The organism is Microbacterium deferens, from assembly GCF_045517775.1.
In the GTDB taxonomy this organism is placed as follows: Bacteria; Actinomycetota; Actinomycetes; order Actinomycetales; family Microbacteriaceae; genus Microbacterium.
Genome location: NZ_JBEUWT010000003.1, coordinates 274,602 through 295,879, shown reverse-complemented (window position 1 = coordinate 295,879; position 21,278 = coordinate 274,602). Strand labels below are relative to the sequence as shown.

17 protein-coding genes are annotated in these 21,278 nt (G+C 69.5%); 11 read left to right on the top strand and 6 right to left on the bottom strand.

Features of this window, described 5'->3' with window-relative positions:
• Nucleotides 1–172: 172 nt before the first annotated feature.
• Nucleotides 173–1,567, top strand: coding sequence for an HNH endonuclease signature motif containing protein (locus ABTU82_RS13670; RefSeq protein ID WP_407173844.1), 1,395 nt, complete (start codon nt 173–175; stop codon nt 1,565–1,567).
• Nucleotides 1,568–1,773: 206 nt separating this feature from the next.
• On the opposite strand, the gene lpdA is transcribed toward ABTU82_RS13670, so the two are convergent.
• Both lpdA and ABTU82_RS13660 read right to left on the bottom strand, forming a co-directional pair.
• A complete protein-coding gene (gene lpdA / locus ABTU82_RS13665; RefSeq protein WP_116648392.1) occupies nt 1,774–3,171 on the bottom strand; it encodes a dihydrolipoyl dehydrogenase in 1,398 nt (465 codons plus the stop codon).
• A gap of 9 nt (nt 3,172–3,180) precedes the next feature.
• On the bottom strand, nt 3,181–3,861 hold the full coding sequence (locus ABTU82_RS13660; RefSeq protein WP_407173843.1) for a copper resistance CopC family protein: 681 nt from the start codon (nt 3,859–3,861) through the stop codon (nt 3,181–3,183).
• 82 nt (nt 3,862–3,943) lie between these two features.
• On the opposite strand from ABTU82_RS13660, the gene ABTU82_RS13655 reads away from it, so the two are divergent.
• The 3 genes from ABTU82_RS13655 to ABTU82_RS13645 all read left to right on the top strand — a co-directional run bounded on the left by ABTU82_RS13655 (nt 3,944) and on the right by ABTU82_RS13645 (nt 5,787).
• Nucleotides 3,944–4,444 (top strand): FHA domain-containing protein, encoded by a 501-nt coding sequence (locus ABTU82_RS13655; protein ID WP_121151743.1) that lies wholly within the window; start codon nt 3,944–3,946, stop codon nt 4,442–4,444.
• A complete protein-coding gene (ftsR, locus tag ABTU82_RS13650) occupies nt 4,444–5,133 on the top strand; it encodes a transcriptional regulator FtsR (RefSeq protein WP_116648395.1) in 690 nt (229 codons plus the stop codon). Before ABTU82_RS13655 ends, ftsR begins: the two co-directional genes overlap by 1 nt.
• A gap of 108 nt (nt 5,134–5,241) precedes the next feature.
• Nucleotides 5,242–5,787: a MerR family transcriptional regulator gene (locus tag ABTU82_RS13645; protein WP_116648396.1), complete on the top strand. Its 546-nt coding sequence runs from the start codon at nt 5,242–5,244 to the stop codon at nt 5,785–5,787.
• 165 nt (nt 5,788–5,952) lie between these two features.
• On the opposite strand, the gene ABTU82_RS13640 is transcribed toward ABTU82_RS13645, so the two are convergent.
• A complete protein-coding gene (locus ABTU82_RS13640) occupies nt 5,953–6,762 on the bottom strand; it encodes a ParA family protein (RefSeq protein ID WP_116648397.1) in 810 nt (269 codons plus the stop codon).
• Between the two features lie 74 nt (nt 6,763–6,836).
• On the opposite strand from ABTU82_RS13640, the gene ABTU82_RS13635 reads away from it, so the two are divergent.
• The 3 genes from ABTU82_RS13635 to def are packed head-to-tail and all read left to right on the top strand — an operon-like array spanning nt 6,837 to nt 12,661.
• Nucleotides 6,837–10,244 (top strand): pyruvate carboxylase, encoded by a 3,408-nt coding sequence (locus ABTU82_RS13635; RefSeq protein ID WP_407173842.1) that lies wholly within the window; start codon nt 6,837–6,839, stop codon nt 10,242–10,244.
• Nucleotides 10,245–10,292: 48 nt separating this feature from the next.
• Nucleotides 10,293–12,167: a MinD/ParA family ATP-binding protein gene (locus ABTU82_RS13630; RefSeq protein ID WP_407173841.1), complete on the top strand. Its 1,875-nt coding sequence runs from the start codon at nt 10,293–10,295 to the stop codon at nt 12,165–12,167.
• A 2-nt stretch (nt 12,168–12,169) separates the two neighbouring features.
• The gene (gene def / locus ABTU82_RS13625) at nt 12,170–12,661 is read left to right on the top strand and encodes a peptide deformylase (protein WP_407173840.1); all 492 of its coding nucleotides are present in this window, start codon (nt 12,170–12,172) and stop codon (nt 12,659–12,661) included.
• Between the two features lie 91 nt (nt 12,662–12,752).
• Here def and ABTU82_RS13620 read toward each other — a convergent pair whose 3' ends face one another.
• Nucleotides 12,753–14,579, bottom strand: a complete 1,827-nt coding sequence (locus tag ABTU82_RS13620) for an AMP-dependent synthetase/ligase (RefSeq protein ID WP_407173839.1) — start codon at nt 14,577–14,579, stop codon at nt 12,753–12,755.
• 138 nt (nt 14,580–14,717) lie between these two features.
• Here ABTU82_RS13620 and ABTU82_RS13615 point away from each other — a divergent pair, with 138 nt between their 5' ends.
• The 3 genes from ABTU82_RS13615 to ABTU82_RS13605 are packed head-to-tail and all read left to right on the top strand — an operon-like array spanning nt 14,718 to nt 17,716.
• Complete coding sequence (locus ABTU82_RS13615; protein ID WP_407173838.1) at nt 14,718–15,653, top strand: ROK family glucokinase; 936 nt, start codon at nt 14,718–14,720, stop codon at nt 15,651–15,653.
• Nucleotides 15,654–15,655: 2 nt separating this feature from the next.
• Nucleotides 15,656–16,369 (top strand): lysophospholipid acyltransferase family protein, encoded by a 714-nt coding sequence (locus ABTU82_RS13610; protein WP_116648403.1) that lies wholly within the window; start codon nt 15,656–15,658, stop codon nt 16,367–16,369.
• 9 nt (nt 16,370–16,378) lie between these two features.
• Nucleotides 16,379–17,716, top strand: coding sequence for a class II 3-deoxy-7-phosphoheptulonate synthase (locus ABTU82_RS13605; RefSeq protein WP_116648404.1), 1,338 nt, complete (start codon nt 16,379–16,381; stop codon nt 17,714–17,716).
• A 124-nt stretch (nt 17,717–17,840) separates the two neighbouring features.
• Here the strand turns inward: ABTU82_RS13605 and pknB are convergent, their stop codons facing one another.
• Nucleotides 17,841–19,793: a Stk1 family PASTA domain-containing Ser/Thr kinase gene (gene pknB / locus ABTU82_RS13600; RefSeq protein ID WP_116648405.1), complete on the bottom strand. Its 1,953-nt coding sequence runs from the start codon at nt 19,791–19,793 to the stop codon at nt 17,841–17,843.
• An 85-nt stretch (nt 19,794–19,878) separates the two neighbouring features.
• Nucleotides 19,879–20,787, bottom strand: a complete 909-nt coding sequence (locus tag ABTU82_RS13595; protein WP_407173837.1) for a LysM peptidoglycan-binding domain-containing protein — start codon at nt 20,785–20,787, stop codon at nt 19,879–19,881.
• Between the two features lie 141 nt (nt 20,788–20,928).
• On the opposite strand from ABTU82_RS13595, the gene ABTU82_RS13590 reads away from it, so the two are divergent.
• Nucleotides 20,929–21,270, top strand: coding sequence for an Rv2175c family DNA-binding protein (locus tag ABTU82_RS13590; RefSeq protein ID WP_407173836.1), 342 nt, complete (start codon nt 20,929–20,931; stop codon nt 21,268–21,270).
• Nucleotides 21,271–21,278 lie beyond the last annotated feature (8 nt).

Sequence of the window (21,278 nt, the reverse complement as noted above, 5' to 3'; positions counted from 1 at the left end):
ACGCCGGTACGGATGCAGGCCCGGGGTCTGCCCGCGGGGCGTTGATCGATCTGGGCGGGACGCTGCTGCATCTCCTCGAGAACGCGGTGTGACGTGACCGACGCGCGGTCGGTGTTATCCACAGAGCCGGGCTTTTCGGTCGAGTGTCGTACGTTTGTTCTAGAATGTAAGCATGTTCTCGAACGGTGGTACCCCGACTGACGGTGAGGCGCGGCGTGATGCCGATGCCCCGCAGTCGGAGGCCGCTGGCTCGGAGTGGCCCGACGAGCGCGAGTGGTTCGAGGAGCAGGAGTGGATCGACGTCGACGGTGATCCGGTCGCGGCGGGCCGTGATGGCCTGGATGCGGTGGCGGATGTGTCGACGTTGATGTCGGTGTTCGCGGCGCAACGGTTCGAGCGAGTGGAGGGGTTGCGGCGGGAGGCGGTGGCCGAGGCGGCGGTGTTTCGGGGGAAGACGACGGAGATCGTGATGCGGTCCCTGCGGCTCGAGCTTGCGACGGTGTTGCAGGTGACCGAGCACATCGCAGAGCGGATGCTGGCGACCGCGGATGGTCTCGTGAACCGGTACCCGGCGATGCTCGACGCCCTCTCCCACGCACGCACCACGGAGCGGCACGCGGACGTGTTCGTGGAGCTGGTCGACCAGGTGGAGCCGGAGTTGCGGGATCAGGTGGTGCCGCTCGCCGTCGACCTTGCCACGACCCACGCGTTGGGGTCGTTCCGCCGGTTGCTGCGGAAGCTCGTGGACACGGTGCGGGCGGCGACGCTCAGTGAGCGGCATGCGGAAGCGGTGCGGGAGCGGCGGGTGGTGGTGCAGCCGGCGGAGGACGGGATGAGTTGGGTGATGCTCTACACCTCCGCGGTGAAGGCCCACGCGATCCAGCACCGCGCGACCGCGATCGCACACGCCCTCGGCGACCAGGAGGGCGAGGAGCGTTCTCTGGACGAGTTGCGTGCGGACGTCATGGTCGACCTTCTCGTCGATGGGGACGTGCCCGCCCACCCCGACGCGGCGCGCGGAATCCGCGCGACTGTGGCCGTCACGGTGCCGGTGTTGTCGCTGCTCGATGACGAGCACGCGAACACGGCCCCGGCGGTGGTGGAGGGGGTGGGGCCGATCCCCATCGAGCAGGCCCGGGAACTCTGCGGCGGCGCGGACGGGTGGATGCGGGTGCTCACCCACCCCGAGACGGGGATGGTGCTTTCCGTCGGCCGTGACCAGTACCGCACCCCGGCGGCGTTACGACGACTCGTGGAGTGGCGGGCGGCGACCTGCATGGCTCCCGGATGCGGAACCCCTGCCCGAAGGTGCCAGATCGACCACCAACTCGCGTGGGAACACGGCGGCACCACCGAACTCACGAACCTCGGCCCACTGTGCGTCGGGCATCACACCATCAAGCACCACGGCGGGTGGTGCGTGACACAGATCCCCGACAGCGGCGGCGCACTCGAATGGAAATCCCCCGGGGGCAGACGATTCATCGTGCGACCCGAACGGAAAGTCCCCGTCTTCCGACCCGCACCCGACGACGACCGCTCACCCCAAGGCACCGCACCCTTCTGACCCGCGCCCTCCTGGCCCGCGCCCTCCTGGCCCGTGCCCTCCCGGCCCGTGCCCCCGCCCGCGCGAGCCAGTGCCCTTCTGAGCCGTGCCCTTCTGAGCCGCGTCCCTCGCCTCAACGCGGCCCATCTCACCTCGTGCGCGGGCAGAAAACACCGCGACGCCGCCCCCGGCTTCGAATCGGGGCGGCGTCGCGGTTGTGTTCAGTGTCAGATATTGATCATGTGTCCCGCAAGACCGTGGAACGCTTCTTGCACGGCCTCCGACAGGGTCGGGTGGGTGTGGACGTTGCGGGCGGCCTCGAGAGCGGTGAGATCCCACTTCTGCGCAAGCGTGAGCTCGGGGAGGAGCTCCGACACGTCGGGTCCGATGAGGTGGCCTCCGAGCAGCTCGAGGTGCTCGGCGTCGGCGATGAGCTTCACGAACCCGATGGGTTCGCCGAGGCCGTTCGCCTTGCCGTTCGCCGAGAAGGGGAACTTCGCGACCTTCACGTCGTGACCGGCGTCGCGTGCCTGCTGCTCGGTGAGTCCGAAGCTCGCGACCTGCGGCGAGCAGAACGTCGCGCGCGGCATCATGCGGTAGTCGCCCAGCGTCTGGGTCTCAGCCTTTCCGATCGTCTCGGCGGCCACGACGCCCTGCGCCTCAGCCACGTGCGCGAGCTGCAGCTTCGCGGTGACGTCACCGATCGCGTAGATGTGCGGCACGTTGGTGCGCATGTAGTCGTCGATCGCGATCGCGCCGCGCTCGGTGAGCTCGACACCCGTCTTGTCGAGACCGAAGCCCTCGACGCGGGGCGCGAAACCGATCGACATGAGCACGCGGTCGGCGTCGATGGAGCCCTGGGCGCCGTCTTTCCCTGTGTAGGTGACGGTGACCTTGTCGCCGGAGTCGACCACGGTCTCGACCTTGGTAGAGGTGAGGATGTCGACGCCGTACTTCTTGTACTGCTTCTGGATCTCCTTCGAGACCTCGACGTCCTCGTTGGGGAGGGCGCGGTCGAGGAACTCGATGATCGTGACCTTGACGCCGTAGTTCGTCAGCACGTAGGCGAACTCCATGCCGATGGCGCCGGCGCCGACGACGACGATCGATTCGGGCAGATCGCGGTTGAGGATCTGCTCCTCGTAGGTGACGACGTTCTCGCTCAGCGTCACACCCGGGAGGAGGCGCACGGTCGACCCGGTCGAGATGATGGCGTTGTCGAAGGTGACCTTCTCGGTCGACCCGTCGGCCTTCGCGACCTCGATGCTGTTCGCGTCGAGGAAGGTACCGCGGCCCTCGTACTCGGTGACCTTGTTCTTCTTCATGAGGTAGTGGATGCCCTTGACGTGGGTATCCGCGACCTTACGGCTGCGGTCCCAGGCCACCCCGAAGTCGAACGAGACATCGCCGGAGATCCCGAACAGATCCGCCTGCGAGTGGAAGGTGTGAGCGAGGTCGGCGTTGCGGATGAGAGCCTTCGAGGGGATGCAGCCCACGTTGAGGCACACACCGCCCCAGTACTTCTCTTCGATGATCGCGGTGGACAGTCCGAGCTGGGCGCTTCGCACTGCCGCGACATACCCGCCGGGGCCCGCGCCGAGGATGACGACGTCGTAATGAGGCATGGTTCCAGCCTAGTCGTCGGTGGTCGGCCGGTCGCCCGTCGAGCCCCCGCCGTTGCGACCCCGGGGGCGCAGCACGAGCAGGTACAGCACGACACCGATCACGGCGAGCACGACGACGACCCCGATGATCCAGGGGAGGGGGTTCGAGGCGGATGCTTCGCTGTCGGGCGCGGTCGTCGTGGTCGGCTCGTCCGTCTCGGGCGGGGTCATCGTCGTCATGGTCGGCTCGGGAGTCTCGGGAGCCGTGGTCTCGGGAGCCGTGGTCTCGGTCGGCGCGGACGTCGGGGGCGCGGGGGCGTCGACCGTGAACGCGAACTCACCCGAGATCGGGTGTCCGTCGCTCGAGACGACGCGCCAGATCACCGAGATCGCACCGGACGCCGTGCCCGTGAGCGCCTGGGTCACGGTGACGCCGTCGACGACCGCCGTGCCCTCGATGAGCGACGTGCCCGCAGCATCCGTCACCTCCACCACGTTCGATGCGCCGTCGCCGAGCAGTTCGGCGCTGAACGACAGGGTGATCTCCGCCGGCAGCGCCGTGAGCACCGCATCGGCGGCCGGGTCGGTCGAAACGAGCTGATCGTGGGCGGAAACGGGCGACGCGGGCCCGAAGACGGCGAACAGGGCGAGGAAGGCCGCGGCCACCGCGAACGGTGCGCGGCGGCGGGTGCGCAGAGGGGAGGAAGTCACCCGTCCAGCGTATCCGGGGTGCTCGCGCGGGTCTGTGGACACTACTGTCATCGGATAAGGTTTGGGGAGCGAAGGAGGACCTGTGGACGAGACCCGTCGACCTGAGCCGGAGGACGTGCGCCGCGGCTCCGACGAGAGCGCTTCCGAGCGACTCCCGCACGACATGACGCAGACGTTCGGACACGATTCCGACCTGTCGTTCATCCCCTTCGGCGCCGACCTCAGCGAGGCCGAGCTCGAGGCGATCGGGGCGCTGCCATCGCGCGCCGCTCTGCTGATCGTCCGCTCCGGTCCGACGGCGGGGGCGCGCTACCTGCTCGACACCGATGTCACGACCGTCGGACGCCACCCCGAGGCCGACATCTTCTTCGACGACGTCACCGTCTCGCGTCGGCACTCGGAAATCACCCGAGAGGGCACCCGATTCGACATCGTCGATCAGCGCTCGCTCAACGGCACGTACGTGAACGGCGAACGCGTCGACCGCGCAGCGCTGGTGAACGGCGCCGAGGTGCGCATCGGCAAATTCCGTCTCAACTTCTTCGTCTCGCCCGCCGACCTGCAGCAGGCGGCCGACGCCTGATGCCCGCCGCATCCGCCCGTGGCAGGTCCACGGCGACCGCGGGCCTCCTCAGCATCGGCCAGGTGCTCGCGCGTCTGACTCCCGACTTCCCGGCGCTCACCTCGAGCAAGCTGCGTTTCCTCGAGGTGCAGGGCATCATCACCCCGACGCGCACCGATTCGGGCTACCGCAAGTTCTCGGCCGCCGACCTGGAGCGGTTGCGCCTCGCTCTCACCCTGCAGCGTGATCACTACCTGCCGCTGTCGGTGATCCGCGAGTATCTCGCCGACGTCGATGCCGGTCGCGAGCCCGCCTCGCCGTCATCGGTGCCCTCGATCGTTCCTGCGCCGCGTCGATACCGCCGCGACGAACTGCTGTCCGCGGCCGGAGCCGCCCCTCAGCTGCTCAACGACGCGATCTCGACCGGTGTCATCGTGGGTGCAGATTCGTACACCGAGCAGACGGTCACGCTGTTGAGGGCGCTCGTCGCGCTCGACCGCCACGGCATCGAGCCTCGTCACATGCGGTCGCTGCGCCAGAGCGCAGAGCGCGAGGCCACGCTGATCGAATCGGCCCTGTCCGCGCTCCTGCGCCGCCCCGACACGGCGTCCCGGGCGCGCGCGAACGAGCTCGCGCCCGAGCTCGCCAAGCGCCTCGACGAGGTGCGTGCGATCTTCGTCCGCGGGGCGATCGATCGTCTGTTGTCGTGATGTTCTCGTGACCTTTGCGACACGCCGGGGCCCGGCGAGCGGATGTCATTGCCGGAGGGTCGGGGCTGTTCTAGCGTGGGGAGAGATCACATGAGGAGGCACGACGGCATGAACGCTGGCGACGCTGTCGGAGAACCTGGTTTCTCGGCGGAACTCCTCTTCACCGACGGTCTTCCCGGTCTCGACGACGAGGTGGGATACCGCGGAGCGGTGGCCGCTCGCGCCGCCGGCATCACGTACCGTCAGCTCGACTACTGGGCGCGCACCGAACTCGTCGAACCCACCGTCCGCGGTGCGAGCGGCTCGGGTTCGCAGCGGCTCTATGGTTTCCGCGACATCCTCGTTCTGAAGCTCGTCAAGCGCCTTCTCGACACCGGCATCTCGCTCCAGCAGATCCGCACGGCCGTCGAGCAGCTCCGGGCGTCGGGCATCCGCGATCTCGCGGGCACCACGCTCATGAGCGACGGGGCCTCCGTCTACCTGTGCACCTCCAACGACGAGGTCATCGACCTCGTCAGCCGCGGACAGGGTGTCTTCGGCATCGCGGTCGGCAAGGTGCTGCGCGAGGTCGAGACGACGCTCATCGACTTCGATGCCACCGTGATCGATCCCGTCGACGAGCTCGCCGCTCGCCGCACCAAGCGCACCGCGTAGACCCCCCGCCGGCACGTCGGGGGTCGGCACGTCCGCCTCTTCCTGCGCGCCGTCCGGGCCGTCGTCGATGCCAGCGGTCGCTGGGCGCGTCGAGCGGAGCGGGGGTGCCCGTCGAGACGTCGCCGTCGAGTGCTGCTGCTGCCGACCGGGCGGCCGCGACGCCCGTCAGGCGCGGGCGTCGCCCGGTACCGGGATGCGGCCGGTGCGCATGATGCGGTCGAGCAGCGCGTCGAAGTCGGCCGCGAGTTCCTGCGCCGAATCGCCCGGCCAGACGTGCAATGGCTTCGCCGCGCCCTGAGCCTGCTGCAGCGACGTGCGCTCGGGCAGCTGGGGGTTCAGCACGAGGGGGCCGAACATGTCACGCAATTCCTTGATGCGGAACTGGTGCTCGATCGATTGGGGGCGTACGCGGTTGACGACAACACCGAGCGGCTGGAGACGGGGGGAGAGGCCTCGACGGATCTCTTCGATCGCGCGCAGCGCGCGATCGGCGGCCGCGACGGAGAAGAGCCCGGGCTCGGTGACCACGATCACGCGGTCGGAGGCCGCCCACGCGGTGCGCGTGAGGGCGTTGAGCGACGGCGCGCAGTCGATGAGGACGAGGTCGTAGTCGGCCTCGATCGTCGCGAGTGCCTCCTCGAGCTTCCACACGTCGCGCACGCTCGGGTGCGGGCCGTCGAAGTTGATCGCCGAGGGACTGCCGATGAGAACGTCGATCGTTCCCGGGTGGACCTTCGCCCACCCCGACGAGGTGATCGCCTGACGAACGACCTTCTCTCGCGGATTGGCGAGGACGTCGGCGACATTGAGGCGCCCCGCGACCTGGATGTCCATGCCGGTGGAGACATCCGATTGGGGATCGAGATCCACGACGAGGGTGCGGACACCACGCGCGAACGCTGCTGAGGCGAGCCCGAGCGTCACGGTGGTCTTGCCGACCCCACCTTTGAGCGAGCTGACCGAGAGAACGTGCACGATCCCCTACGTTACCGTCCCCTAGGCTGTGAGCACACTTTGCCCCCTTAGGTCGTCTGCTCAGTGAGGTGCGAATGTTCCGGAAGATCCTCGTCGCCAACCGTGGGGAGATCGCGATCCGCGCGTTCCGTGCGGCGTATGAAGTCGGCGCCCGCACCGTCGCGGTGTTCCCCTACGAAGACCGCAGTTCCCTCCACCGGCTGAAGGCCGACGAGGCCTACCTGATCGGCGAGCGGGGTCACCCCGTGCGTGCGTACCTCGACGTCGCGGAGATCATCCGCGTCGCGAAGGAGTCGGGTGCCGACGCGATCTACCCGGGTTACGGCTTCCTCTCCGAGAACCCCGACCTCGCCGAGCAGGCCGCCGCGAACGGCATCGCCTTCATCGGCCCGCCTGCCGCGGTGCTCGAGATGGCGGGCAACAAGGTCACCGCGAAGCACCACGCCATCTCGGCGGGTGTTCCCGTTCTGCGATCCACCGAAGCATCCGACGACATCGACGCTCTCGTCGCCCAAGCGGACGACATCGGATTCCCGCTGTTCGCGAAGGCGGTCGCCGGAGGCGGCGGGCGAGGAATGCGCCGCGTGGCGGATGCGGCGGAGCTCGCACCGGCGCTGGCGGAGGCCATGCGCGAGGCGCAGAGCGCCTTCGGCGACGCGAGGATGTTCCTCGAGCAGGCCGTGCAGCGGCCTCGCCACATCGAGGTGCAGATTCTCGCCGATCAGGCGGGCGAGACCGTGCACCTGTTCGAGCGCGACTGCTCGGTGCAGCGGCGTCACCAGAAGGTCATCGAGATCGCTCCCGCCCCGAATCTCGACGAGGGCATCCGCGACGATCTGCACCGGTACGCCGTGGCGTTCGCCCGGTCGATCGGCTACCAGAACGCCGGCACGGTCGAGTTCCTTCTCGAGACCGCCGGCCCCCGCGCCGGCGACGTCGTCTTCATCGAGATGAACCCGCGCATCCAGGTCGAGCACACCGTGACCGAAGAGGTCACCGACGTCGACCTCGTGCAGTCGCAGATGCGGATCGCCGCAGGCCAGACCCTCGTCGACCTCGGCCTCACACAGGGCGACATCCGCCTGCGCGGCGCCGCCCTCCAGTGCCGCATCACGACGGAGGACCCCACGCAGGGGTTCCGCCCCGACACCGGCAAGATCACGACGTACCGCTCGCCCGGCGGCGCCGGCATCCGCCTCGACGGCGGCACGACGGCGGCCGGATCACAGGTCAGTCCCCACTTCGACTCGATGCTGGCGAAGCTGACGTGCCGCGGGCGCGACTTCGGCGCCGCCGTCGCGCGCGCGCGTCGTGCTCTCGCGGAGTTCCGCATCCGCGGTGTCTCCACGAACATCCCCTTCCTCCAGGCCGTGCTCGACGACCCGGCCTTCGTCGCCGGCGACGTGAGCACGTCCTTCATCGACGAGCGCCCCGGACTGCTGCGCGGCCGCGAGTCGAAAGACCGCGGTACGAAGATGCTGAACTGGCTCGTCGACGCCACGGTCAACCGGCCGAACGGGCAGAACCCGCTGTCGGTCGAGCCCCGCTCCAAGCTCCCCGCCCTCGACCTGCTGGCCCCGGCCCCCGCCGGGTCGCGCCAGCGACTGCACGAGCTCGGCCCCGCGGGATTCGCGCGGGCCTTGCGCGAACAGACCGCCCTCGCCGTCACCGACACCACGTTCCGTGACGCCCACCAGTCACTCCTCGCGACACGGGTGCGCACGAAAGACCTCGTCACCGTCGCGCCCTACGTGGCGCGGATGACCCCCGAGCTGCTCTCGGTCGAGGCGTGGGGCGGCGCGACCTACGACGTGGCACTGCGTTTCCTCGGCGAAGACCCGTGGGAACGCCTCGACGCCCTGCGCACAGCTCTGCCGAACGTCGCCCTGCAGATGCTGCTGCGCGGACGCAATACCGTCGGCTACACGCCATACCCGTCCGAGGTCACCGACGCGTTCGTGGCCGAGGCCGCAGCATCCGGCGTCGACATCTTCCGCATCTTCGACGCCCTCAACGACGTCTCGCAGATGCGCCCCGCCATCGACGCGGTGCTCGCGACGGGCACGGCCGTCGCCGAGGTCGCCGTGTGCTACACCGGCGACCTGCTCGACCCCGCCGAGTCGCTCTACACGCTCGACTACTACCTCGGCCTCGCGGAGCAGATCGTCGACGCGGGCGCCCATGTGCTGGCGATCAAGGACATGGCGGGGCTTCTGCGACCTGCCGCGGCCTCGCGTCTGGTCACCGCGCTGCGCGAGCGCTTCGACCTTCCGGTGCACGTGCACACGCACGACACGGCCGGCGGACAGCTCGCAACGCTCCTGGCGGCGTCCGCGGCCGGGGCGGATGCTGTCGACGCGGCCGCCGCGCCCCTGTCGGGCACCACGAGCCAGCCGTCGCTGTCGGCCCTCGTGGCAGCGATGGCCCACACCGAGCGCGACACGGGGTTGAGCCTGGAGGCCGTCTCCGACCTCGAGCCGTACTGGGAGGCCGTGCGGCACCTGTACGGGCCGTTCGAGTCGGGCCTTCCCGGCCCCACCGGTCGCGTGTACCGCCATGAGATCCCGGGCGGTCAGCTGTCCAACCTCCGCCAGCAGGCGATCGCGCTCGGCCTGGCCGACGACTTCGAGCTGATCGAGGACATGTACGCGGCCGCGAACGCGATCCTGGGCCGCGTGCCGAAGGTGACACCGTCGTCGAAGGTGGTGGGCGATCTCGCACTGCACCTCGCGGCGGTGCGGGCCGACCCCGCCGACTTCGAGGCGAATCCCGGGAAGTACGACGTGCCCGACTCGGTCGTGGGCTTCATGGCCGGCGAACTCGGCGATCTGCCGGGGGGCTGGCCTGAGCCGTTCCGCACGAAGGTGCTCGCCGGGCGCGACGTGAAGATCGGCGTCACCCCGTTGACGCCCGAGCAGTCCGCAGCGCTGGAAGGCGCGTCGGCCGAGCGGCGCGTGGCGTTGAATACGCTGCTCTTCCCCGGCCCGACGAAGATCTTCCGCGAGATGCGCGACGCCTACGGCGACCTGAGCGTGCTGGACACCCCCGACTACCTCTACGGTCTCGTCCCCGGGGCGGAGCACGTCGTCGAGATCGAGAAGGGCGTTCAGCTCTTCGTCGGACTCGAAGCCATCGGCGAAGCCGACGACAAGGGCATGCGCACGGTCATGACGACCCTCAACGGGCAACTGCGTCCGGTGTTCGTGCGCGACCGTTCGATCGAGGTCGATGTGCGGCAGGCCGAGAAAGCCGACACGACTCGACCGGGCCAGGTCGCGGCTCCCTTCTCGGGCGTCGTGACACTGAAATCCGCGGAGGGCGACAGGGTCGAGGCGGGTCAGGCGGTCGCGTCGATCGAGGCCATGAAGATGGAGGCGGCGATCACCGCACCGGTCGCGGGAGTGATCGAACGCCTCGCCGTGGGGTCGCCTCAGCAGGTCGACGCCGGAGACCTTTTGGTCGTGATCCGTCCCGCGCAGTAACCTGAGGGGATGGGCGCTCGCGCCCGATCCCCGTTTGGAGTACCCGCAGTGACGCTCGATCGACACGACGAGAACCCGCCCGAAGACGCCGAACACGGCGTCCTCTCCGACGCCGGCAGTCTCGACTCCGCCGGAATCGGCCTTCTCGGAACCCCCACGGCGCAGTTGCGCGTCGTCCTCCCCGTCGGTTCCGGCGACGACGATCTCGACGACGACGACGTCATCGGCGACGAGATCCGGATCGACGAGATCCCCACCGACGAGATCGTCGTGGAGGAGTTGCCGGCAGCCGAGACCGTCGACGACGAAGAGATCGCTGACGCCGAGGACATCGCTGCTGACGCAGAGGACATCCACGACGCCGAGGTCATCGACGACGAGCACGGTGCTCCCGAGACATCCGGCGCCTCCGACGTCGCCGACGCCGAGAACGGATCCGAGGTGCCCGAGTCGGAGACCACGGAGCCCGAGGTGACGGTCGAGTCCGATGGGGTCGATGTCGAGCTCGACGGCGACTCCGACACGGCGGACCGCGCCGACATCGTCGCCGAGACGGATGCGTCGGGAGCGGATGCCGCCGCTGCGCCCGTCGAGCCGGAGCGGGAGACCGAGGTCGTCGATCTCGCGGACGACGCCGACGAGGGCGCGGATTCGCCGGCCGAAGCGGACGAGCCCGCCGCTACGCCTGCGCCCGCCGCCGCTGCGCCCGCCGCTGCCGCTACGCCTGGGCCCGCGGCCGCTACGCCTGCCCCTGCCGCCGCTGCGCCTGCGACGGCGGACACGCCCGTCGCCGCCGTCGCGGTTTCCGCCGCGCCGCTCGCTCCGCGCACCGGGAGCGTGCCGACGACCCGCCGCGAGGCGAACAACACCGGCGCCCACCAGCGCATCGACCGCGACCACGCGTCGGAGCGCATCGTCACGCGCGACCCCGAGGTGACGATGGCCTCGAAGCGACTGGGAGAGTTCGACGGCAGTCGTGAGAGCTCCGACCTTCTGACGCCCGATCGTCTGCTCGACCCGTCGCAGCTCTCCCGCCCCGAGCCCGAGGGCCTGTGGCAGCAGCTCGTCTACTCGATCTCGGGCCACCGCATCAACCTGGGCGACGGGCCGAAGGCTCGCGCTCGCAAAGAGCTGGATCGTCTGATCTCCGCGCCGCTGTCGGGTGGGGCGCGCTTCGTCCCCGTGCTCTCGCGCAAGGGGGGAGTCGGCAAGACGACCATCACGGCGCTCCTGGGGATGGCCCTCGCCGACGCCCGCGACGACCGTGTCATCGCCGTCGACGCGAACCCCGACCGCGGGACCCTCGCCGACCGCATCTCGCGAACCAGTTCGCGCACGGTGCGAGACCTCGTGCGCGGCCGAGCCGACGTCACCGGCTACGCCGACATCTCGGCCCTCGTCGCCCGCGACGAGACGCGGCTCGACGTGCTGTCGTCTGATGCCGATCCGCGGGTCTCCGAAGCGTTCAACGACCGCGACTACCGTGATGTCGCGGAGCTGGCCGCCCACTACTACTCCCTCGTACTGACCGACACGGGTACGGGCATCGTGCACTCCGTCATGGGAGCGACCCTCGACCTGTCCGACCAGCTCGTGATCGTCGCCGGTCTCAGCGTCGACGAGGCGCGCCTGGCGTCGGAGACGCTGACCTGGCTCGAGACGAACGGCTACGCGCGTCAGGCGCGCGAGGCGGTCGTCGTGCTCAACAACGCCCGCCCCGGTGCACCGCTGGTGCGCGAGAGCGAGCTCGAGGGGCACTTCCGCACCCGCGTGCGTTCGGTGGTGCGCGTTCCCTACGACACCGCCATCGGCACGGGCAGCGCCATCGTGTTCCGCGACCTGCAGCCCGCGACCCGCAAGGCCGCACGTGAGCTCGCAGCCGCCGTCATCGGCGGTCTCCGCGCCGCCCCCGAGGCCGCCTGACCATGGCCATCCGCACGATCCGCCTCTTCGGCGACCCCGTTCTCCGCGCCCCGAGCGTGCCCATCGACGAGATCGACGACGGCATACGCGCCCTCGTCGACGACCTGGTCGAGGGGGTGGCCCTACCGAACCGCGCGGGCCTCGCCGCCCCGCAGATCGGCGTCGGCCTCCGCGCGTTCAGCTACAACGTCGACGGCGAGATCGGCTACATCCTCAACCCGGTGCTCGTCGAGACGCGCGGCGAGCCCGAGCTCGTGGGCGAGGGATGCCTGTCGATTCCGAACGTCTGGCACGAAGCGCTCCGCCACCCCTACGCCCGGGTCGTCGGCATGGACGTCAACGGCGACGAGCTCGTCCTGGAGGGCGAGGGGCTCATGGCCCAGGCACTCCAGCACGAGACCGATCACCTCGAGGGGATGCTCTTCATCTCGCGTCTCCCGCCCGAGACGCGCCGTCAGGCGATGCGCGAGATCCGCGAATCCGACTGGTTCTGACGCGCGCGCAGCACGAGACACCGTTCCCGGCTGAGACCCCCCGTCTGGCGGTGGGTCTCGGCCGGAAACGATGTCTCAGCGGGGGCTGCGCTCAGGCCAGCGAGATGTTCGTGGTGTTGACGGGCGTGGCGTAGAGGTCCTCGATCTCGTCGGCGAAGTCCTCGACGATGACGTTGCGCTTGATGCTCATCTTGGGCGTGAGGTGCCCGCTCGCCTCGGTCCACTCGATGGGCAGGATCCTGAACTTGCGGATCGACTCGGCGCGCGACACGTGCGCGTTGGCCGCGTCGATCGCCCGCTGCACCTCGGCGTGGACGGCTTCGTGCTTCGCCGCATCCGTCAGCGCGATGTCGGCGGGCAGCCCGTTGTTGCCGAGCCAGGTGGGCAGCATCTCGGGGTCGAGGGTGATGAGGGCCGAGATGAACGGCTTCTGATCACCGACGACGACGACCTGGCCCACGATCGGGTTGGCGCGGATGGGGTCTTCGAGCACCGCCGGGGCGACGTTCTTGCCGCCGGCGGTGACGATGATCTCCTTCTTGCGGCCCGTGATCGTGAGGAATCCGTCGTTGTCGAAGGCGCCGATGTCGCCGGTGCGGAACCAGTCGCCGTCGAACGCCTCGGCGGTCGCCTGCGGGTTGCGCCAGTACTCCTTGAACACGTTGATGCCGCGCACCTGGATCTCGCCCTCGTCGGTGAGACGCACGCCGACGCCCGGCAGCACGGGGCCGACGGTGCCGATCTTCGAGCGGGTGGCGAGGTTCACCGTCGCGGGAGCGGTGGTCTCGGTCAGGCCGTAGCCCTCGAGGATGACGACGCCCAGGCTGTGGAAGAAGTGCCCGAGGCGCGGACCGAGCGGGGCCGACCCGCTGACGGCGTAGACGACGCGGCCGCCCATGGCCTCGCGCAGCTTGCTGTAGACGAGCTTGTCGAAGAGGGCGAATTTCACTTTCAGCCCGAGCGGGATGCGCTTTCCGTCCTGCAGCAGCTGCGAGTGCTGGACGGCGGCCGCGGCGGCGGCGCGGAAGATCTTGCCCTTGCCTCCGGCTTCGGCCTTCTGCTCGGCGGAGTTGTAGACCTTCTCGAAGACGCGGGGGACGGCGAGGAGGTAGGTCGGCTTGAACGATCCGAGCGCGGGAAGGAGCTGCTTGGTATCGGGCTGGTGACCGGTCTTCACGCCGGCGTGCACGTTGAGGATCGAGATGAAGCGCGCGAACACGTGTGCGGTGGTGATGAACAGGAGCGTCGATGCTCCGGGGACGTCGACGACCTCTCGCAGCGCCTTGCCCGAGTTGCGCGACAGCTCGACGAAGTTGCTGTGGGTGAGCACGCAGCCCTTCGGACGGCCGGTCGAGCCCGACGTGTAGATGAGGGTCGCGATGTCGCTGCCGATCGCGAGGTTGCGGCGTCGCTCGATCTCGTCGTCCTCGACGCTCGCTCCCTGCGAGACGAGGCGGTCGAGGTCACCGCCGTGCATGGACCACACGTTGCGCAGGAGCGGGAGCTCGCCGCGAACCTCTTCCAGGCGGGCCGAGTGGTCGGGCGACTCGACGATGATCGCGATCGCGCCGGAGTCCGACAGGATCCACTGGATCTGCGCCGGCGAGCTCGTTTCGTAGACGGGCACCATGACCGCCCCGGCGAAGAAGAGCGCGAAATCGACGAGGGTCCAGTCGTAGGTCGTGCGTGCGAGGAAGGCGACCTTGTCGCCGGGCTGGATGCCGACCGCCGCGAACCCCTTCGCCAGCGACACGACCTGGCGGTGGAACTCCTTGGCCGGGATGTCGCGCCACCCGGCGCCGTCGGGCACAGCGAACAGGGCACGGTCGGGGCTGGCGGCCACACGGTCGACGAGCAGATCGCTCACGTTCGCTTGCGGGTCTGCGGGGACGACGGGGGGTGCGTCGAACTGGATCACGGCAACTCCTTTGGTACCGGGCGGGTTTCGCTGGACGCTTCGAGTCTATCCGGAGGGTCTCGGGCATCATCCGGGGCCGCGCGCCTTGGCTAGACTTCACACGCCGTCGCGAGGGCGTCGGCCGGAAGGGACAACGAGGTGCTGAACGTCGGAATCGATATCGGCGGGACGAAGATCGCCGGAGGCGTCGTGGACGCCGAAGGCCGGATCGTCGAGAAACTCCGCGTCGACACCCCGATCGACGGCGAGGCTCTGCTGGATGCCGTCGTCGACATGGCCTCCCACTTCCGCCGCTCTCACCGCGTCGCCGGCATCGGCGTCGCCGCGGCGGGTTTCATCGACCGCGCGCGCCGCACCGTGATCTACGCGCCCAACATCGACTGGCGCAACGAGCCGCTGCGCGCCCGCCTCGAAGCCCGCCTGGAAGCGCCCGTCACGATCGAGAACGACGCCAATGCCGCCGGATGGGGCGAGTTCCGCTTCGGGGCCGGGCGGGGCGTCTCCGACATGGTCATGCTCACGATGGGCACGGGCGTCGGGGGAGCGATCGTGGCCGAGGGCAGCCTGTACCGGGGCGGCAACGGCATCGCCGCCGAACTCGGGCACATGAGATTCATCCGCGGCGGTCACCCGTGCGGGTGCGGGCAGAGCGGATGCCTGGAGCAGTACGCGTCGGGCAGGGCGCTGCAGCGCGAGGCACTCGAGATCGCCGACGATCCCGCGATCGGAGCCGGCCTCGCCGCCCTCCGCGACGAGCAGGGAACGATCGAGGGTCCGTCGATCTCGCGTCTGGTGCTCGCGGGCGACCCCGGTGCCGTTGAAGCGCTTCGCCGCGTGGCGACGGCGCTCGGCGAGGCCTGCGGCGGTTTCCAGGCGGTGCTGGATCCTGAGCTGTTCGTGATCGGCGGGGGAGTGGCCCAGCTCGGCGACGACCTGCTCGAGCCGGTGTGGCTGGCCTACGAGACGTCTCTGCCGGGATTCGGCGACCGGCCCGTGGCCGACTTCGTGATCGCTCGACTCGGCAACGACGCGGGTCTCATCGGCGTGGCCGACCTCGCCGGACGGGATCGCTGACGATGTTCTACTGGCTCATGAAGTACATCGTCATCGGACCCGTTCTGAAGGCGATCTTCCGGCCCTGGATCGTCGGACGCCGCAACATCCCCGCCGAAGGCGCCGCCATCCTGGCGAGCAACCATCTCTCCTTCGCCGACTCGATCTTCCTCCCGCTCATGATCGACCGGCCGATGGCGTTCCTCGCCAAGAGCGACTACTTCACCGGCAAGGGCATCAAGGGCTGGGCGACCCGCATCTTCTTCAAGGCCACCGGTCAGATCCCCATCGACCGGTCGGGCGGCAAGGCGTCGGAGGCGTCGCTCAACACCGGGCTGGCCGTCCTCGGACGCGACGATCTGCTGGGCATCTATCCCGAGGGCACCCGCAGCCCCGACGGGAAGCTCTACCGCGGCCGGACGGGTCTTGCCCGCATGGCGCTGGAGGCGCGCGTGCCCGTCGTGCCCGTCGTCATGGTCGACACCGACACGATCCAGCCGATCGGACAGCGCATCCCGCGCATCGGACGCGTGGGGATCGTCATCGGCGAGCCGCTGGACTTCTCCCGCTTCGCCGGCATGGAGGGCGACCGCTACATCCTGCGCTCGGTGACGGACGAGATCATGGTCGCTCTCCAACGACTGGGCGAGCAGGAATACGAGGACGTCTACGCCTCGACGGTGAAGGACAGACTCGCCGCCGCCCAGGCCGCAGCGACCCCCCTCTCGGCTCGCTAGACTTCAGGGATGCTCCCTCAGCTCGACGCACTCGATCACTGGCGTTCTCTGCCGATCAAGCAGCAGCCGCAGTGGTATGACGCCGACGCCGCCGCCGCAGCATCCGAAGAACTCGCCATCCTCCCTCCCCTCGTCTTCGCGGGCGAGGTCGACCAGCTCCGCGAGCGTCTCGCGCGCGCGGCGTCGGGCAAGGCGTTCCTCCTGCAGGGCGGCGACTGCGCCGAGACCTTCGCCGGCGCGACCGCCGAGCAGATCCGCAACCGCATCAAGACGGTGCTGCAGATGGCCGTGGTGCTCACCTACGGCGCCTCGATGCCGGTCGTGAAGATGGGGCGCATGGCGGGTCAGTTCGCCAAGCCCCGCTCCAGCGACACCGAGACGCGCGGCGACGTCACGCTGCCCGCCTACCGCGGCGACATCGTCAACGGGTACGACTTCACCGAGGCGTCGCGCCGGGCCGACCCCGCGCGACTGCTGAAGGGCTACCACACGGCCGCGTCGACGATCAATCTGATCCGCGCGTTCACCCAGGGCGGCTTCGCCGACCTCCGTGAGGTGCACAGCTGGAACCAGGGCTTCGCGAAGAATCCCGCCAACCAGCAGTACGAGCGCCTCGCGGGCGAGATCGACCGCGCCATCAAGTTCATGGAGGCGGCGGGCGCCGACTTCGACGAGCTCAAGCGCGTCGAGTTCTACACGGGCCACGAGGGTCTGCTGATGGACTACGAACGCCCGATGACGCGCATCGACTCGCGCACCGGGACGCCGTACAACACGTCGGCGCACTTCGTGTGGATCGGTGAGCGCACGCGAGACCTCGACGGCGCGCACATCGACTACTTCTCCAAGATCCGCAACCCCATCGGTGTGAAGCTCGGTCCGTCGACGACGCCCGAGACGGCACTCGCGCTGATCGACAAGCTCGATCCCGAGCGCGAGCCCGGACGCCTGACGTTCATCACGCGCATGGGTGCCGGCAAGATCCGCGACGCCCTGCCGCCGCTCCTGGAGGCCGTCCGCGACTCCGGCGCGACGCCGCTGTGGGTCACCGACCCGATGCACGGCAACGGCATCACCACGCCCACCGGCTACAAGACGCGTCGCTTCGACGACGTCGTCGACGAGGTGCGGGGCTTCTTCGAGGCGCACCGCGCCGCGGGCACGTTCCCGGGCGGCATCCACGTCGAGCTCACCGGCGACGACGTCACGGAGTGCCTCGGTGGTTCGGAGCACATCGACGAGGCGACTCTCGCGACGCGCTACGAGAGCCTCTGCGATCCGCGCCTGAACCACATGCAGAGCCTCGAGCTCGCGTTCCTCGTGGCTGAGGAGCTCGCGAAGATCTGACGCACATGCCGAGGTAGGACACGGCACGGAGGTAGGACGATACCGCGAGGGTCGTCCTACCTCCGTCGCATTTCCTGCACCGGTAACGGCGAACGGATGCTGCGCACCCGGCGTGCGCCGCGGGTCAGAGCGAGGCGGCGATCCGGATCGACACCTCGGTGCCCTTGACCCGCTGCGCTTCGGCGGCGGGCGTCTGCGACTCGACCTTCGTGAACGGGTCGGGGAAGGCGTCCCAGCGGGTGTCGTACTCGAGCGTGAAGCCCGCATTGGTGAGCGCAGCCTTCGCCTGATCGCGGGTCATGCCGACGACGTTCGGGATCGGGAAGAGCGGCGGCCCCTTCGACACGATGAGCGTGACGGTCTCGCCCGGGCGCCAGTTGCCGCCGTCGGTGCGCCCGGCCATGTCGATGACGCGGCCCTCGTTGACCGAGGTGCTGAAGTCTTCGCGTGTGTCGCCGGAGACGACGAGACCGGCCTGCGTCAGTGTCGACGTCGCGTCTCCGATGCTGAGGCCGCGGACGTTGGGGACGGGGCCCTTCGAGACGAGGAGCGACACGGTGTCGCCCTCGAGAGCGGCGCATCCGTCGGTGCACGGCACGGCCTCCCCGCCCGCGCGCGGAATGAGCGTGGCGCCGAGCACCGTGCCCGCGTCGGCGTCGGTGAATTCTTCTGCCCGGTCGCCGACGGCGAGGTTCAGGGCGGTGATGATCCCGCTCGCCTCGTCGGCGGTGCGTCCGTTCAGCGACTCGACCTGTTGCGGCCTCGGCCCCAGCGAGACCTGCACGGACACCGTCGACTCCTTGTCGACGCGCACGCCCGGCAGGGGGTCACTGCCGACAACGACCCCCGCGGGGATGTCGAGGTCGTAGACGTCTTGCTGCACGGCGACGAGCGATTGGGCGGCGATCGCCGCCTCGGCATCGGCGAACGAGCCGCCCTCGACGAAGGGCACGGCCACCATCGAGCCCGGTCCGGATCCGAACCACCACCCCGTGCCGGCGGCGAGGCCGGCGAGCAGGATCACGAGGGTGAACAGCCAGGCGCCGCGCGCGGTGCGTCGTCGCGTCTTGCCGCGCAGGCGCGCCGCGTTGTCGATCTCGTCGACCGTGGCGGTGGGCCCGGTCGGCGTGGCTGCGTTCGCCGGCAGCACCTTCGTGTATCCGCCGGAGTCGAAGGCCTCGTCGTCGACGGCCGTCCCCACCGCGACGGCTCGGGCGACCTGCGGGGCGACCCCGAGCTCGCGCTCGATGTCGCGCAGCCGCTGCAGCATGACCGAGGCATCGGTCGGACGGTCGTCGGGCACCTTCTCGGTCGACCACAGCACGAGCTCGTCGAGCTGCTCGGGAACGCTGGGGTTCTTCGCGCTCGGGCGGGGGACCGAGTCGGTCGCGTGCTGGAACGCGATCTGCATGGGCTGCTCGCCCTTGTAGGGCTGCTCACCGACGAGCATCTCGTAGAGAAGGATGCCGAGGGAGTAGATGTCGCTGCGCGCATCGGCGGTGCCGCGGGTGACGAGCTCGGGTGCGAGGTAGGCGATGGTCCCCATGAGCATGGCGCCGCTGGCAGTGTTCGCGGTGGTCGCACGCGCGAGTCCGAAGTCGCCGATCTTGATGCGGCCGTCTTCGGCGAGCAGCACGTTCTCGGGCTTCACGTCGCGGTGCACGATTCCGGCCCGGTGGGCAGCAGCAAGACCCGAGAGCACGGCGTCCATGATCGTGATGGTCTGCGGAACCGTCAGGCGCTTCTGCTCGCGCATGAGCTCGCGCAGCGTGATGCCGGGCAGGTATTCCATGACGAGGTAGGCCATCTCGCCGTCCTGGCCCTGGTCGAAGACGTTGACCACGTGCGGGTCGGCCAGCCGCGCGGCCGAGCGCGCCTCTTGGATGAACCGGCTCTGGAACACGGTGTCGTCGCTCAGATGGCCGTGCATCACCTTCAGCGCGACCCTGCGCTCGAGGCGCATGTCGGTGGCCACGTACACGGTAGCCATACCGCCGCGCGCAATGCGCGCGCGAACCCGGTATCGGCCGTCGACGAGACGGCCGATCAGCGGGTCGGTCTGCTGACTCGTGCTCACGCTCAGAGTCTACGGAGCGGCTCCTGTGAGCCGGGGGAGCGGCTCACCTCCGTTATCCACCTGTGCCCGAAGCGGATGCTGCGCATCACCGCAGCGCGGCGAGCCACAGGGCGGCGGGTGCCTCCCACTGCGCGTACCGCTCGGGGTAGGCCGAGATCTGCACGGCTTGCGCCGCGTCGGCGTAGCTCATGGCCTCCCACCCGGGGATGTCGAGCAGCCCTCGCGTGCGCGTGCCGTTCGGATCGGAGGAGCCGCCGTAGAAGACCCGCACCGAGCGCGTCGGGTCGCTGATCTCGGCGGCCGACCCCCAGCCCATGCTCGGTCGCTGCTGGAACAGGCCCAGCGAGTCGCGGTCGCCCCAGTCGAGATTGCGCAACCACGACTCCTGCATCGCCGTACCCAGTGCGATGGCGATCCCGCGCTCGGGCACGCCGAGCTCACGACCCACCCGCACGATGACCTGTGCGTTGGCGACCTGCTCGGCATCGAGTCCGTCGATGACCGGTGCCGCCGATACCGCGGACACCGTTGCCGCGGGCACGGCGATGACCTGCCCGGGGTAGATGATCGACGAGCGGTCCAGCCCGTTCGCGGCGAGGACAGCGTCGATGGTGGTGCCGTGCGTGCGGGCGATCCCGCTGATCGTGTCGCCCGCGCGGATCGTGTAGCCCGTCGCTGCGGGTGGCGCGGGGGCAGCGGCCTCGGGGGTCGGCGCGGGGGCGGGCGCAGCATCCGTGGAGCCCAGCTGGATCTTCTGACCGGGACGGATGATCGACGACCAGCCGAGCCCGTTGGTGCGAAGCAGGTCGGCCGTGGACAGGCCGTGGCGTGCGGCGATGCCGCTGACGGTGTCGCCGGGGGCGACGGTGTAGTCGGCGGCGTGGGCCGCCTCGGGCGCGCTCGCGAGGGCGAGGGCCCCGACGAGGGCGGCGGGCAAGCCCGCGAGGGCGCTCTTCGATCCACGAAGGGCAGGGGGAGCGACAGGTCGACGCATGGGGGGACATCCGTTCTTCCGACTCCGGGTACCGTGTCACGGATGTGTACGTGTGTCAACGGAAGTGGCGCATGGGGCTGATGTGAAAGCCGGGGCTCACGTGCGGCGGAGGACTCCGCGTACGGATGAGATAGTGGCATCGTGAGCGGTGCGACCTACGAAACGACCTGGCTGTCCCTTCCCGAGCTGGTGGAGGCGACGGGCGAGACGCTCAGCCGCGTCCGGAGAATGCTCGACGAGCATCAGCTCGTCGGCACGCGACGAGACGGCAAGCTGCTCGTCCCCTCGGTGTTCCTCGTCGACGGCGAGCCGCTCGGATCGCTGCGCGGCACGCTGATCGTGCTGCACGACCGCGGGTTCACCGACGACGAGGCGATCGAGTGGTTGCTCTCCCCGGAGGAGTCCATCGGCGTCTCGCCGATCGAGTCCCTGCTCGCCGGGCGCAAGAGCGAAGTGCGTCGCGTCGCGCAGTCGCTCGGCTGATCCCGGCG

What these genes read in the sequence shown, in the direction of transcription:
- ABTU82_RS13670 (WP_407173844.1), top strand. Translation starts at nt 173, where the DNA reads ATGTTCTCGAACGGTGGTACCCCGACTGACGGTGAGGCGCGGCGTGAT.
- lpdA (WP_116648392.1), bottom strand. Translation starts at nt 3,171, where the DNA reads ATGCCTCATTACGACGTCGTCATCCTCGGCGCGGGCCCCGGCGGGTAT.
- ftsR (WP_116648395.1), top strand. Translation starts at nt 4,444, where the DNA reads ATGCCCGCCGCATCCGCCCGTGGCAGGTCCACGGCGACCGCGGGCCTC.
- ABTU82_RS13645 (WP_116648396.1), top strand. Translation starts at nt 5,242, where the DNA reads ATGAACGCTGGCGACGCTGTCGGAGAACCTGGTTTCTCGGCGGAACTC.
- ABTU82_RS13635 (WP_407173842.1), top strand. Translation starts at nt 6,837, where the DNA reads ATGTTCCGGAAGATCCTCGTCGCCAACCGTGGGGAGATCGCGATCCGC.
- def (WP_407173840.1), top strand. Translation starts at nt 12,170, where the DNA reads ATGGCCATCCGCACGATCCGCCTCTTCGGCGACCCCGTTCTCCGCGCC.
- ABTU82_RS13610 (WP_116648403.1), top strand. Translation starts at nt 15,656, where the DNA reads ATGTTCTACTGGCTCATGAAGTACATCGTCATCGGACCCGTTCTGAAG.
- ABTU82_RS13605 (WP_116648404.1), top strand. Translation starts at nt 16,379, where the DNA reads ATGCTCCCTCAGCTCGACGCACTCGATCACTGGCGTTCTCTGCCGATC.
- ABTU82_RS13595 (WP_407173837.1), bottom strand. Translation starts at nt 20,787, where the DNA reads ATGCGTCGACCTGTCGCTCCCCCTGCCCTTCGTGGATCGAAGAGCGCC.